This window comes from Caballeronia udeis (genome assembly GCF_001544555.2).
GTDB classification, from domain to species: Bacteria; Pseudomonadota; Gammaproteobacteria; order Burkholderiales; family Burkholderiaceae; genus Caballeronia; species Caballeronia udeis.
On sequence record NZ_FCOK02000041.1, the window covers coordinates 1 to 14,705 of the forward strand.

The 14,705-nt window shown below is 58.4% G+C and carries 10 protein-coding genes and 1 pseudogene; 10 read left to right on the forward strand and 1 reads right to left on the reverse strand.

The window, feature by feature from the left end; translation table 11 throughout:
- The first annotated feature begins 1,548 nt into the window (after nt 1-1,548).
- The 4 genes from AWB69_RS25650 (at nt 1,549) to AWB69_RS25665 (ending at nt 6,013) form a co-directional block, all read left to right on the forward strand.
- Entirely contained in the window at nt 1,549-2,700 is a 1,152-nt protein-coding gene (locus AWB69_RS25650) for a porin (protein ID WP_082913587.1), read from the forward strand.
- 129 nt (nt 2,701-2,829) lie between these two features.
- Nucleotides 2,830-3,912, forward strand: a complete 1,083-nt coding sequence (locus AWB69_RS25655) for a YncE family protein (RefSeq protein WP_062089638.1) — start codon at nt 2,830-2,832, stop codon at nt 3,910-3,912.
- Nucleotides 3,913-3,994: 82 nt separating this feature from the next.
- Nucleotides 3,995-4,525 carry an MFS transporter gene (locus AWB69_RS50850; protein WP_156528970.1) on the forward strand — a complete coding sequence of 177 codons (531 nt, stop codon included), beginning with the start codon at nt 3,995-3,997 and terminating at the stop codon, nt 4,523-4,525.
- 117 nt (nt 4,526-4,642) lie between these two features.
- Nucleotides 4,643-6,013: an MmgE/PrpD family protein gene (locus tag AWB69_RS25665; protein ID WP_062089640.1), complete on the forward strand. Its 1,371-nt coding sequence runs from the start codon at nt 4,643-4,645 to the stop codon at nt 6,011-6,013.
- A gap of 254 nt (nt 6,014-6,267) precedes the next feature.
- Here the strand turns inward: AWB69_RS25665 and AWB69_RS47985 are convergent.
- Nucleotides 6,268-6,831 (reverse strand): annotated as a pseudogene (locus AWB69_RS47985) (IS630 family transposase); the annotation flags it as partial.
- A 144-nt stretch (nt 6,832-6,975) separates the two neighbouring features.
- On the opposite strand from AWB69_RS47985, the gene AWB69_RS25675 reads away from it, so the two are divergent.
- The 6 genes from AWB69_RS25675 to AWB69_RS25700 all read left to right on the forward strand — a co-directional run bounded on the left by AWB69_RS25675 (nt 6,976) and on the right by AWB69_RS25700 (nt 14,674).
- Nucleotides 6,976-7,431, forward strand: coding sequence for a tripartite tricarboxylate transporter TctB family protein (locus tag AWB69_RS25675; RefSeq protein ID WP_062089642.1), 456 nt, complete (start codon nt 6,976-6,978; stop codon nt 7,429-7,431).
- A gap of 39 nt (nt 7,432-7,470) precedes the next feature.
- The gene (locus AWB69_RS25680) at nt 7,471-9,042 is read left to right on the forward strand and encodes a tripartite tricarboxylate transporter permease (protein WP_062089643.1); all 1,572 of its coding nucleotides are present in this window, start codon (nt 7,471-7,473) and stop codon (nt 9,040-9,042) included.
- Nucleotides 9,039-10,160: an isocitrate/isopropylmalate dehydrogenase family protein gene (locus AWB69_RS25685; RefSeq protein ID WP_062089644.1), complete on the forward strand. Its 1,122-nt coding sequence runs from the start codon at nt 9,039-9,041 to the stop codon at nt 10,158-10,160. The genes AWB69_RS25680 and AWB69_RS25685 overlap by 4 nt, the downstream gene beginning before the upstream one ends.
- A 460-nt stretch (nt 10,161-10,620) precedes the next feature.
- A complete protein-coding gene (locus tag AWB69_RS25690; protein ID WP_062089645.1) occupies nt 10,621-11,685 on the forward strand; it encodes an Ldh family oxidoreductase in 1,065 nt (354 codons plus the stop codon).
- A 74-nt stretch (nt 11,686-11,759) separates the two neighbouring features.
- Nucleotides 11,760-13,130, forward strand: coding sequence for an MmgE/PrpD family protein (locus AWB69_RS25695; protein WP_062089646.1), 1,371 nt, complete (start codon nt 11,760-11,762; stop codon nt 13,128-13,130).
- A 542-nt stretch (nt 13,131-13,672) separates the two neighbouring features.
- On the forward strand, nt 13,673-14,674 hold the full coding sequence (locus AWB69_RS25700; protein ID WP_062089647.1) for a Bug family tripartite tricarboxylate transporter substrate binding protein: 1,002 nt from the start codon (nt 13,673-13,675) through the stop codon (nt 14,672-14,674).
- The last annotated feature ends 31 nt before the right edge of the window (nt 14,675-14,705 follow it).

A 14,705-nucleotide genomic window follows, 5' to 3' on the forward strand; every position in this document is an offset into this window, starting at 1 on the left:
CTTATAGCTCTTGCGCGCACGCCCATCTACTATCGCCATCTGTTTGCCACTCTTGCCGTACACGTATGCGCCGGCATCGGCCCTGTATTGCGAACCATGATCCGTGCGCACGGTTAGATCCCGACAGACAAATCGGGGAAATACTCCAACTTCCGGGGGCGATGCCGAGGAACAAATTTCCGAGCAATCATCCATTTTGTGGCGCAGGCGATTCAGCGTTCCCCCTTGTCAACCAACGCGCTCTCGTGCAAATGCAGGTTCTCGATGTTTCGGGATAATCCGCCTTGACTTCGTTATTCAAATGTATACGATGGTATATCGATAACCGTCCACCAGAAATCGTCGCCGCGATTCGGGGGCGGCTACAGGCTCTCCTGGTGGATTCGCGTCCAGGCGCACCGAAAAGTAGAGGGAACCATTCATGATCTCGCGGCAAGTAGGCACCAAAAGACTTTTTAGCCGCTTCGGAACTCATGCGAGCGGCGCCGCTATGGTCTGCTTCGGCGCTAGCTACGTCCAAGGCAGTGGTATCTCAACAAGATCGAGCTATTTCTCCGGCGCTCTTCGACGCGCTTCTATCTGGCGTGTCGCCCGATCGGACCGGCTTTCTGTAGCTGGTCCTCGCGGTCACTGGCTGGGAAGCGTTGTGGAGGCAGGATCCGCTGCGCCCGTGGGAAGTAGGTGTGTTCTATTGTTGCGAAACGTTATAGTCGCTTGCGCAATGCCCGGCAATTCAGCCATTGATTGCTGGAAGTCGTCAAAATTAAGCCGATGTAATTTTGGCAAAAGCAGGTTTGACCCCGATGGTGAGGAATGTGCGACGGAATAGTTCGCGCTGTTAAAGCGATCACGCGCAGCACGAAGCCGGTAAGGAAGGGCGAGGAAAGTGCTGGCTGTGGATAGACCGGAACGTCCGGAATAGAAGCGACGTGCACAATATGGTCGATATTATTTCTATGTTTAAAAAATGTATTTAGGATAACTGGTAAATTACGTTGGTCAATGAATCGTCAAGTCATCCGCCGATATGAGGCGGATAGAGTGGTTTATGAGCGAGTGCGTAACGACTGATCTAGATGCCGGAGTGGGTTGAGATGTTGGGACAGCAATGAGTCCGGAGTCAACAAGGCCGTCTTTTAGACAAATCGGTTCTAACTAAAGCAAGGAGCGGTCGGCCCTCCGGTCCTGGGTAGACGCGCGCTCAGTTAACCGCTAGTGATCGTGGTCCTCCCGGTTCCATCGGAGCTGGCTTCTTTGAAGATAACTTTACAAAATAACATTTTGTATAACTTAGTAAAAGAAAACTGTAATAAAAGAGACCCTATGCAAAGCCTTGATCTGCCGTTGAGGACAATGTGATGAGGCATCAATGCCAAGGGTACGCCTATCGTAACCGAGCGCTTGCGCCCGCTCGCGGCTATGTCGGCAGGGTGCGTCGGATTCCATTTACCTTCGGTAGCGAATCACAATGCGTCATACAAAGAGGTTTGAAAGATTTTTTCTAGCGAATTCGAATTGAAATTTCTTAATATAACTAAGGAGACGTAGGTGAAAATAAATCATAAGCTATGGGTGCTATTTGGCTTGGCGGTAACTGCCTCGCCGACCCAGGCCCAAAGCAGTGTTACGCTTTTCACTTCCTTGGATGATGCGATCGCGCATTACAACAACGAGGGGAAAGGTCCGGTCACCCAACTGCAGGTCGGCGACATGACGGGGAACTGGTGGGGCCTCAGAGGCGAGGAAGATTTGGGCGGTGGCGTCAAGACGGTCTTCTTCCTCGCGAGCGGTTTTAACCTCAACACCGGAAAGCAGGCCATAGCCGGCCAAGAGTTTGGTAAAGCGCTAGGTGCCTGGATGGGGCTGGCGAGCGACTCCTGGGGCACGGTGCGGATCGGTCGCCAGTACTCTCCGGCGAACGATCTCGTTCCTGGTCTCACGGGCGATCCCTACAGTCCCGCCTTTTCGACCCCGGGCGACGCCGACAACAACGATGGCACGTTTTACGTGAACAATGCGGTCAAGTATATAAGCCCGAATTATGACGGCTTCAAATATGAATTGCTATACGCTCTGGGCGGCGTCGCGGGCAATATATCGTCGCAGTCGAGTTCTTCGGCCGCAGTGTCATACAGTACCGGCGTCTTGACTGTTGCTGGCGGATATATTTTTGCCAAGAACGACGGTCCAAACGGCGCGGGAACGGCCGACCAGACGCAGAATAACTCCGTCACTCCCCTGTTTGGCGACGTCCCCTTCGTAGGTTCGCGCCTGATAAGTATGGTAGCCGCCCAGTATAATTTCGGTCCGTTTATCGGTAGCTTGCGCTACAGCAACGCGCAATGGAAACCCGGCGCCAAGTTCACGGCCTTTAACCGAACGGAAACTTTTAATGTCGGCGGGGTATCCCTCAACTACGCGTTGACCTTCGCAGCGGGACTGGTGTTCGGGTACAACTACACGAAGTCAAGCGGCGCATCTGCGGCAACCTACAACACCGTTGCGGCGCAAGTGTATTACCACCTGTCAAAGCGCACTACAGTCTACGCGGTCACGGCCTGGAACCACGCAAACGGCACCACCTTCAGCGCGGACGGAAACAGCATCGTACCGGCTGCCGGATCGTTGACTGACATCGCGGCAAGCTCGAGCACCCCAAACCAGGTTGGCTTTCTCTTGGGCATGACTACTCACTTCTGACGCGATACCTCGCCACTCGCCGAGCGGTTTGCCCCAGTCGTGTTGGATCACGCATCGCCCAGTTAAAAATCACCAGTCCGGTGAAGCTGAAGCACGCAAATAGCAATAACTCTACAAAGGATGGAGACTATGTCACGCAAATTCACGTTGTTCCTGCTGCTTGGTAGCTTGTTGTCTTGTACTCTTGCCAGTCACGCTGGTGCTGCTGAACTGAAGATGATTTCTCAAATTACAATTCCCGGCAATGCCCTGGATGAGTTCGACATCAGCTACGTTGATCAAAAGACAAACACCTTTTTCCTGGCCGATCGCAGCAACAAGTCGATCGACATCGTCGATACAACGAGTGCGAAGGTGATAGCCCAAGTCACGGGTTTCGTGGGCTACAGCGGAGACTACGGCACGGCCGGACCCAATGGCGTCGTCGCGGTGGGCGATAACGAGGTGTGGGCTGCCGACGGTGACAGCACGGTCAAGGTTATTGATCGCAAGACCAACTCGATCGTCGAAACGATAAGCACAGGTGGCAAGAAACGTAGCGACGAGATGGCTTACGATCCCAAGCACCATATTGTTCTCGTCGCTAACAACGAGGACGATCCGCCCTACATGACGCTGATTTCCACAAAGCCAGGGCACAAAATCCTAAAGAAAATCGCCATGAAAGACGCCACCGACGGGATTGAGCAGTCGGTCTACTATGCACCCAAGAGCATTTTCCTGATTTCAGTTCCGCAACTCAACGGCGACAGGTCAATGGGTGCGATCGCGATGGTTGATCCGGTCAAGGGCAAAGTCACGGGCCTTATGAAGGTCTCGGACTGCCTGCCCGCTGGCTTGGCACGCGGGCCGGGGCACAATCTGGTGATCGGCTGTGGCGCTGGCGACAAGAAAACGGGGCTCAAACCGGTGACGTTGGTGATCAACGGCGATAGCGGTGCAATAGTTGCCAGGATTCCCGATATTGGCGGTGCAGACGAAGTGGCCTATAGCGCGAGAAACGGCCAGTATTACATCACTGCTCGGAGCATGCCGACTGGTGCGGTTCTCGGCGTGATCGATGCCAAGACCAACACCCTCACGCAAAGCATCCCGACGGGCGGCAACGCGCATTCGGTAGCAGTAAGCGAATCGGACGGACACGTTTTTCTGCCACTGCCGAAAAAAGGCGGCCCGTGCGGCGGATGCGTCGGCGTCTTCAGCTCCCGATAGTCGCGTCGGCGAATTATCGGTCGGGAAGAGGGTGTCGCACGGCGCGCTTCGAGCGGACCAAAATGAGACCGAGACGGACGACATGGACTTACCACTGACCAGTGTGGCGGACAACGCACAGGCGCAGTGTGATGAGCGGGCGCCAACGTTTCGAAAAGTGACCTCGCGTATCTTGCCAATCATGTCGCTTGCGCTATTCCTGAATAATATGGACCGCACGAACGTTGGTTTCGCGGCGTTGACAATGAACCGCGATCTCGGGTTCACGCCGGCACAGTTTGGGTGGGGCGCAGGGATTCTGTTTTTCAGCCTGTGTTTTCTAGATGTCCTTAGGAATCTAGTGCTAGTGCGCTTCGGCGCACGGCGCTGGATGACGCGCATCATGATCTTCTGGGGACTGCTGTCAGCCGCGACCGCGCTCGTGGTGCTCATTCACCGCCCGCATGATCGTGATGGCCGGGCTGATAGCAACATCTGGGCTGCTGTCACTGGTGCTGCGTGTCGTCATGCCTTGCGAATCACCGAACCCGTTTGTGGCAAGACACCTCCCTTGGTGCGACTGTTCGGTCAAGCATCGAGCGAAGCAGAACAGGAGCAGGTGCAACGATGGTGACGCCAATGCCCTCCAGCCCAGGGCGCTCACCTTGCGCTCGTGCATTCGTGCATCGCGGTGCAATTAGCTAGAGGCACTCGGCTATGCCTAACCATCCCTACCAAAAAAGGATTACCAATGAACTCGAAAACCATCGCCGAACAATTCAGCGAATATGCTTCGTCGCTGCACTACGAAGACCTGCCGGACGAAGTCGTGCATCGAGCAAAGTGTCTGATCATAGATACCCTAGGCTGTGCGCTGGGCGGCTACGCGAGCGATCCCGTGAGGATTGCTCGGGAGCTTGCGGCGAACGTGACAAGTAAGGAACCGGCGAGTTTGCTATGTTCGGGCGAGAAAACCAGCCTCGATTTGGCCGTCTTCGTCAATGGGGTAATGATACGTTATCTCGATTTTAACGACGGCTATACGGGTAAGGAGGCCGGTCATCCGAGCGACAGCATCGCGGCATTGATATCGACTGGTGAGGTCATGCATGCTGATGGACGCGCGCTCATAACCGCGACAGTCGTCGCATACGAGATTTTCTGTCGGATGTGCGACACGCTCAACATTAAACCAATGGGCTTCGACCACGTAACCCTCGGCGCAATGGCAAGCGTTACCGGTGCGGCGCGACTGCTCGGCCTTACGCCGGAACAGATCACCCAAGCGGTCAACCTGACCGTTGCCGCTAACGTGGCCTTGTACCAAACGCGAATTGGGAATGTCTCGATGTGGAAGGGCTGTGCTTATGCCAACGCTAGCCGTAACGCGATTTTCGCCGCTCAGCTCGCGAAGCGCGGTATGACGGGTCCGTCTCCTGTGTTCGAGGGACGAGCCGGTTATTTCACCGCCGTCAGCCGCCAGCCGTTCGAGCTTGCGCCGTTCGGCGGCGGCAATCAGCCGTTCAAGATCATGGAATGTCTGATCAAGAAGTATCCCCTCGGGCAATACTCGCAGTCCGTGGTGGAGGCGGCGCTTCTGGTTCGTGAGCGAATCAGAAGCGTACGGGATATAGTCGAAGTGCATATCCATACGCTTGAGACCGCGGTCAGTATGATGGCTGGCGATCCCGAAAAGTGGCGTCCGTCCAACCGTGAGTCAGCCGACCATAGCATGCCTTATGCCGCTGCGGTCGCGCTAATGCATGGCAGGGTCGACCGTACGCACTTCGAGGACCCCTATCTGCACGATCCCGAGTTGCTTGAGCTTGTAAGCCGGATCCGCTGCAGCGTTTCGGAGGAAGCTAACCGCCGCGAGCCGGAGGCGATGTTGTGCGACTTGGACCTTACCCTTGCGGACGGCCGGTGCGAAGCAGTCAGAGTCGAATATCATCGGGGGCATCCGCGCAATCCCATGTCGAACGACGAGGTAGAGGGAAAGTTTCGCCGCCTCGCCGACGGGGCGTTGACAAAGAGGCAAAGCGATATGCTGCTGTCACAACTTTGGAAACTCGACGAACTCGCCGACGTGGGCGACTTATTTGCCTTGGCGCGTATCGATTGACGTCGGCCCACCCTAGGGTCTTTCTGTCTGCCACCCAGCCAGAAGGTCGATCACGGAACGGAGCACGCGAGGACGACTTGCCGGGCTGGCGTGGTTGTCAGGCTCGGCGAATCTTCGCTGTGTACCGATGGTCGAGGCCAGATTGCGGGTTGAATCACCGCGAACTTCGAGTCTCAGTTCGCCCGTCCTGAATGTTTGCGGTGAAGTCCCTGTTCATGATTGTTTATTGTGTAGTGCTTTGTTTTTCGTGGAACCAGGACGGAATTGGCGAGAGTGACTTTCTGCAAGATGTCAATGGCCGTGGCAGTCCACATGAATGGTATGGGATCTTGGTTATGCACGACGATGTACTCCTTGATAGCGAGGACAGATCGGGAGCACAGCGGAACATGCCACGGCGCAAACGTTCGGTAGCGATATCGCGAAAGAAGCGCTCCACCATGTTCAGCCACGATGCGGAGGTCGGCGCGAAATTCACAATGGGCGGTGACAGAACCGTTGAGGGTATTGAGCGTCGCGAACGGGGTCGTGGTGCCGTGACGCTTGTAGTCATGAGTTTGGGTCGACGCACGGCTTCTCTTCAAGGGCAGTCCGGGCTGAGTACGGTCAAGTGCCTGCATCTGGCTCTTCTCGTCGCAGCACAGAACCAACGCATGCTCGGGCGACGACATGTACAGGCACACGATGTCCTCGAGCTTATCGGCGAACTTCAGATCCCGCGAGCCCGTGAAGCTCTCGAGCAGGTGATGTTTGAGTCCGAGCCCCGTCCCACCTTGTTTCCGGCGCGTCGTCGAGATGCGGGATAACGCAGGTTGACTTTATGATTTGTTTGTATACAGTTGTATATTGTTAAAAGTTCACCATGTCCGCCGGCGGGAAAGGGCTTGGACACAACGGAGCCACGGTGCTTTGTCTCGCACAAAGAGTACTCGGGCGAAAAAAACGTTGAAGGAGACAAAGTCATGGTTTTGCGTTTCGCAAACGACAAGACGCTGCTAAGCGGCATCGTGTTCGGGCTAATCGGCACTGCCGTGCTGTGCCTGGACCGCAATTACGAACTGGGGAGCGCCACGGCTATGGGCCCGGGCTATTTCCCGATGCTCATCGGCGTGCTTCTCGTTGCGCTCGGGCTCGCCAATGTCGTCATCGCGCTTAAAGCCCGATCGCCGTCGCGCCTCGATCAGCCCGCGCTCAGGGCGTTGCTGATGATTGCGCTTGGCGTGCTGCTGTTCGGCGTCGTCATCGACAGATTCGGGCTGCTGCCGGCGATCCTGGCCTTGGTAGCCTGCGCGAGCCTTACGGGGGCGCGCTACCGGCTTTGGGAGGTCGTGGTCATCTTCGCGATCCTGAGCATGATCGCAGGTGGGCTTTTCGTCTATGGGCTTGGCTTGCCTGCCAGCTATCTCGTCCGCTTCTAAGGCCGATCTCCATATCGACCCTCATTCAAAAAGAAGACCATGAACCTCGTACACGACCTCCATAATTTGATGGGCGGTTTTGGCGTCGCGCTGTCGCCGATGAACTTCCTTTACTGCCTGATCGGAGCGAGCCTCGGAACGATGGTCGGTGTCCTGCCGGGACTCGGGCCGGTGACGACCATCGCCATGCTGTTGCCGCTTACCTTCAAAATGCCTGCCGTGTCGTCTTTCATCATGCTTTCGGGCATCTACTATGGCGCGCACCACGCCGGTTCGACCACGGCGATCATGCTGAACATGCCGGGCGAGCCCACTTCGGTCGTGGTTTGCTTCGACGGCCATCCGATGGCGCGGCAGGGCCGGGCAGGCGCCGCGCTGAGCATCGCCGCGCTGGGGTCGTTCTTTGCGGGATGCGTCGCGGTGATCGTGATTGCGCTGTTCTCGCCGTTGTTGGCGCAGGTCGCGCTCGATTTCCGCGCGCCCGAATACACTTCCATGGTCATTCTGGCGCTGCTCGCCGCGGCTGTTCTGACAGAAGGATCCCTAATCAATTCGATCGCTATGGTGACGTTCGGCTTGCTGCTCGGGACTGTCGGCACTGATGTCAATTCAGGCCGGGAACGCTTTACATTCGGCTTGAGCAATATCGCTTCCGGCATCGATTTCGTCGCTATCGCGGTCGGCTTGTTCGCGATTGCCGAGATTGTGTCGCGATTGCGCCATGCCGCGCGCAAGCAGAGCGCGTCTGCGGACGGGGCTCATCATGCTGCGCCGAAGTTCAGGAGCCTCTTTCCAACTCGACGCGATTTCGCAATGTCATGGAAACCGATCTTGAGGGGCACCGCCCTCGGCTCCGCGTTCGGCATACTGCCCGGCACGGGGCCACTCGTCAGCTCCTTCGCTTCCTACAGCCTCGAGCGGCAGATTGCAAAGGACCCAAGCCGCTTTGGCAAGGGTGCGATCGAAGGCGTGGCCGGGCCCGAGTCGGCTAATAACAGCGCGGCGCTGACCCACTTCATCCCGATGCTGACGCTGGGAATTCCGGCTGGCGCGGCGATGGCGCTCATGCTCGGTGCCCTGACCATCCAGGGCATTTCGCCGGGCCCCATGGTCATGACCGAGCATCCTGACCTTTTTTGGGGCGTCGTGGCAAGCATGCTCATCGGCAACGTGATGCTGCTGGTGCTGAACCTGCCGATGATCGGCGTATGGATCAAGCTGCTGACCATTCCCTATCGTTTTCTTTATCCGTGCATCCTCGTGTTCTGCTGCATCGGCGTCTACAGCATTTCGAACTCTCCCGCCGACGTGGTGATGACCGCTGCATTCGGCGTCTTCGGATACGTCATGCTCGAGCTGGGTTGCCGCCCGGCGCCGCTAATCCTGGGCTTCATCCTCGGGCCGATCCTGGAGGCGAACCTGCGGACCGCGCTCGTCGTATCACGCGGCAATCCCATGATTTTCGTGCAAAGCCCGATCAGCCTCGGCTTTCTCCTTGTCGCCGCAGCGTTGCTGGTGGCATATGCCACATCTGGATTGCGGCGCCGCGAGCCGCGTGTCGCGAACTCCATGGAACACGATCCATATTCAAACGCAAAGGACCTGTCATGAGCTTGGTAAAAGCGCCGTCCCGCAATTCAATCAGCCTGCTCGTGCTGGCCGGCGATGGCATCGGCCCGGAAATAGCCGGCGCGACGGTGGACGTGCTGACGGAAGTCGGCCGATGCCTCGGCATCGACTTCGACTTCGAATACGCGACCATCGGCTTCGACGCCCTGAAGGCCGAGGGTACGACCTTTCCCGCATCGGTGCTGGAAGCAGCGAAGATAGCGGATGGCGTGATTCTCGGGCCGGTCTCTCACAACGACTATCCTCCGGTCGCGCAGGGCGGCTTGAATCCCTCTGGCGAATTGCGCAAGCGGCTCGACCTGTTCGCGAATATTCGCCCGGCCCGCACGCGTGGCGACACGCTGGGGCGGTGCGGCACGCCGGTCGATCTGGTCATCGTGCGTGAGAACACCGAAGGCTTCTACGCCGATCGCTCAATGTTCCTCGGCCCGGGCGAATTCATGCCGACGCCGCACCTTGCACTCTCCGTTCGCAAGGTGACCCGCGAAGGCTCCATCCGAATCGCCGAGGAAGCGTTTCGTCTGGCAATGGGACGTCAGCGCCGCAAGGTGACGGCCGTGCACAAGGCGAACGTGCTTCGAGTGTCCGATGGCCTGTTCCTGGAATGCGTGCGGGAAGTTGCCGGACGTTACCCGCAAGTCGCTTATGAGGAAAAGCTCGTGGACTCGATGGCTGCTCTGCTGGTGCGCGATCCAATGGTATTCGACGTACTGGTCACGACCAACATGTTTGGCGACATCCTCTCCGACGAGGCCGCGGAGATCGCCGGCAGCCTAGGACTGGCCGCCTCGCTCAACGCGGGCTCCGAGTACGCGGTGGCGCAGGCGCAGCATGGTTCTGCGCCGGACATTGCCGGCCGCGGCATTGCCAATCCCGCTTCTCTCATCGGTTCCGCGGCCATGTTGCTTGGCTGGCTCGGAGAGCGGCGGGGCGATGAGGCTCTCACGCGGGCAGCCTCAGTCATGGACGACGCACTCGAACGTGCGATCGGCGACCCCGAATCTCGCACCACCGATCTGGGCGGATCACTGGGTACGGCCGCATTCGCGCTCAGGTTGACGGAGCTGGCGCGAGAAATCGTGGGGAAGAGCGCGCTGTAGATCCGAATGCAAGTTGATGCATGCGCGAACGGTTGTCGCGCATGCATCGCTGCGCCGGAGTGGTGACTAATGCGTGAGCTGCACGTGTCCGGATAGCTATTGCCCTTGATTTTTTACCTATAGATGGCTCGTAGGCCTATTTATAGATAAAACCACAGTTCGGTCGACAAGATCAGTGATACGAACTATCACGAGGTCGCAGTGGATGCCGATTATCTCCTATCCAAGCGGACGGCCCCGCTTCGGCTCGGTGGCTCTCAAAAAGCTTCCGGCGTCGACTCGACAGGACACAACGCGGTCGCAGCCTTTCCCTGTTGGCGCCATCGAGCACCAATCACGAAGCGGCCTTTCGCGGCTCGATACGCCACACCTTCTAGATGCCAGACAGCCTGCCAGCATCGCTCTTGACTTTATTATTCAATTGTATACATTCGTATATATAAACCACTAAGGAGGAGGCATGGATAAAAGCGCCCGGTTCGCGCACGAGGAACTCGAAGCTTTCTGCGCCGATATATTGAAGCGGGAGGGCTTGCCACAACAGGACGCGGCGCTCGTGGCCGCCAGCCTCGTTCACGCGGATCTCATCGGCGTATCGACGCATGGCGTCGCGAGGTTGCCTTCTTATGCCGAGCGTCTGCGGCGCGGACTCATCAATCGCGTGCCTGTCTTCAAGGTCGATCAACGGTCGAGCTGGTCGGCTTCAATGAACGCCGACAACGCCATGGGGGCCGTGGCAGCCGAGCGCGCGGTGAGTGTCGCGCGCAGGCTGATGAGCGAGACGGGCATAGGCGCTGTGGTGGTCCGCGAAAGCAATCACTTTGGCACGGCGGGCTATTACGCTCGCATGCTTTCCGGCGAAGACGGTGTTGGAATCTGCATGTCGCCGGCTTCGAAGTCGCTCGCACCATTCGGTAGCAAGCAACCCCTGCTCGGTACCAATCCTTACGCCGTGTCGGTCCCGACCGGACGCTACCCGCCGTGGACCATGGACATGGCCAGCAGCGTGGCTGCGCGCGGACATATCCGGATCGCTGCCAAAGAACACAAATCGATTCCGGAGGGATGGGCGCTGGATTCTGACGGTTGTTCAACCACCGATGCGGAGAAGGCCTTGCGAGGCGTCATGCTGCCGTTCGCAGGTCCGAAGGGCTCGGCGCTGGCGATGATGATAGAAATCTTCGGCGGGGTCATGTCGGGGTCCGCGTTTGCAGGCGGCATCCGTGACATGAACTTCGACTTCGAAGCGCCGCAGGGAGTAGGGCATTTCTTCATGGTCTGGAAAATCGACGCCTTCATCGATCTCGCCGACTTCAAATCGAGAATGGATACGCTCATCGACAACCTCAAAGCGCTCAAGCCGGCGGCGGGTGTGCCGGAAGTGATGTACCCGGGCGAGATCGAAGCAAAGACCGCGCTGGCATATCGCGCTGACGGCGTGCCGATCAAGGCTGAAATCGCCGACGGACTGCGCGAACTCGGCCTGGGTCACGGCCTCTCATTTCCTTCACAACGCGCGGCTTGAGCGGCACGTTGCCACAGCAACAAGCAGCTTAATCAATATACGTCGACTAACGGCGTGAAACAGGAGAACAAGGCATGGCACAGCAGAAAAATGACATCGCGCCGATGATGCGTGCACTCAGCGAATATGTCGCGTCGGCGATCGAGCGGCCTTTGCCTGCCGCAGTTGTCGAAAAGGCCAAACATCACATTCTGGATACCTTCGCCGCTATCGTCGTGGGCGCCTCGCTCAAACCCGGCCAGGTTGGCATGGCCTTTGTCGAGTCGCAGGGTGGCAAGCCGGAATGCACGATCGGCATAACGGGCAAGAAGACTTCGCTCGTCAATGCGGCGTTCGCCAACGGCATGCTGGCAGGTGCCGGCGAAACGGACGATAGCCATTACCTTGCCCGGATGCACCCCGGCTGCGCGATCGTCCCGCCGATCCTCGCCGTTTCCGAGCAGCGGGATCGGCGCGGCGAAGCATTCCTGCGTGCGGTGGTACTCGGTTATGACATAGGCTGCCGCCTGACCATGAGTCTCGACGAGGCCCTTCTCGACGGCGCGTTTCACAGCCCGCACAGTTTCGGTGGCCTGTTTGGCGGCACCGCGGGATGCTCGGCACTGCTCGGCTTCGATGCTGAACACGTGCGCTACGCGTTCTCGTTCGCGGTGCAGCAGGCCGCGGGGGTGACGTGCTGGATGCGGGATCCGGAGCATGTCGAGAAGGCATTCGTTTTCGGCGGCAATCCTGCACGCAACGCGGCCGCCGCGGCCGCCATGGTGCACAGCGGCTTTACTGGAGGCAGCGATCCCTTCCACGGCCAGCACAATTTCTTCGACAGCTTTTCGCCGCAGCCTAACCGCGACGAGATGGTGCGTGGTCTTGGCACCGATTACGAAATCATGCGCGCCATGATCAAGAAGTGGACGGTAGGCTCGCCGATCCAGGCCGCGATCGATTCAGCCCAGATCCTGCGCCGCGAGCACAATCTCAAGCCGTCGGATATCGAAAGCGTGATTGCGACGCTGCCCGACAAGGAGACCAAGATCATCAGCAACCGGCATATGCCAGAGATCTGCCTGCAGCACCTGATTTCGCTCATGCTGGTCGATGGCGATGTCACGCTCGAGTCGTCGCACGACTACGCCCGCATGAACGACCCCGTGGTGCTCGGAATCCGCGAACGGTTGACGGTCGTGCCCGATGCTGAGATGACGCGCACGCCGCCGCCCCGTCAGGCGCGCATCGAGATTATTACCAAAGATGGACGGCATCTTTCCCATCACACCGGCGCGGTGCGCGGCACGCCCGACAATCCGATGGAGCGCGGCGAGGTGGAAGAGAAAGCCATGAAGCTGATGGCGCCGCGCATCGGGGAGGGCAAGGCCCGTGCGATCGTCGATGTAACATGGAACCTGGAACAGCACACAGTGCGCGAGCTCTTCACATTGTTCTCGAAATGAGCGCCACTTGCACTTCATCGCCGTCGCCATCGTTCCGAACTCCGGGCTGAACTTGGCCTCGAGCTCGGTGCGCGGCCGATGATGCAGCAACGTCTCGCTGCACAAACTCGTCGGTGCACGATACAAGAGTGAGCCGACGTTCAGCCAGCAGCGCGGCAAGATATTCAGGCGGTGATCAGTCTGATCGATTGCCGGACGGTCACGGAAGCGCAGGCCTGTGAGGCCGGTCATATGGTCGTCACGACTTCGCTTGGCATAGAGCTGAAAGACGGGCGTACCCCTGCAGGTCAGCTGGATTTCGCAAGGGCAGTCTCGTCAACCCAATTACCGATGTCGAGGTCGAGACCAAGTTTCACGAGTGCGCGGAATTCGCCGGCTAGTCCGAAGCCCGGGCGGCGCGAGTGGTGGACAGGGTCTGGAAGCTCGAGGAAATTGAGATCCGGGAACTTTCGCAATGCCTGCCCGCCATCAACTAATTCCAGCAGTCGGCTAGTTTTTCAAAACAATACGAGGGACGCGACGTCTCTCGCAAAGGAGACGATATGAACGCATTGCCACTCGCAAGAATCGCGCAGCGCCTGATGCTTGCGCTTGTTCTTTTGGCGTCAGCGCTGCTTGCGGGCACACCCGCCACTGCGGCCGACACGTACCCCGACAAATACATCCGCTGGATCCTGCCGTTCCCGCCTGGTGGCGGTACGGATACGCTTTCCCGCATCATGGCGGCCAAGCTGCGCAATACGTTGGGGCAGACTATCATCATCGACAATCGTCCGGGTGCCGCAGGCAACATTGCGACGATGCTCGCGGCCAAGGCGCCAAACGACGGCTATACGATGCTGATGGGTTTCAGCACCGCGCTCGTGGTCAATCCCGCGATCTATCCGGATCTGAAGGTGAACATCGAGCACGATTTCGCACCGATTACCCTGATCGCCGACGCGGAATATGTGCTGGTGGTGAATCCCTCGCTCAAGATCAATTCAGTCAAGGAACTGATCGCCTACGGGAAGGCCCATCCGGGCCAGCTCAACTACTCGTCTTCGGGTGTCGGCGGCCCGCTTCACCTCGCAGGGGCATTGTTCGCGGACCGCACGGGACTCAAGCTCGTGCATGTGCCGGCCAACGGCGGCGCGGCGTCCATCCTGTCGGTGCTGAATGGCCAAACGCAGATGGCCTTCGGCAGCGTGGCGTCGACGCTGCCATTCATCAAAGCCGGTAAGCTGAAAGCGCTCGCCGTAAGCGGCCTCAAGCGTTCGACTGTGCTGCCCGATTTGCCGACACTCGACCAGTCCGGACTGCCCGGCTTCAACGTGGTTTCATGGTACGGCTTGCTTGCGCCGTCCGGCACGCCGCAACTGGTCATTACCCGCATTCACGACGAAGTCATCAAGCTGCTGGGCGATCCTGATGTGCGGCAGAGCATGGAGCGGGAAGGATTGACGCCGGTCGGTAGCACGCCTGAGGTGTTCGCTGCTCGGTTGAAGGCGGAGACCCAGGAGTGGGCCAAGATTACCAAAGCGTTCAATATCAAGGTGGAGTGACGGGTGGGCCCGGGGCGGACCACATCCCGGG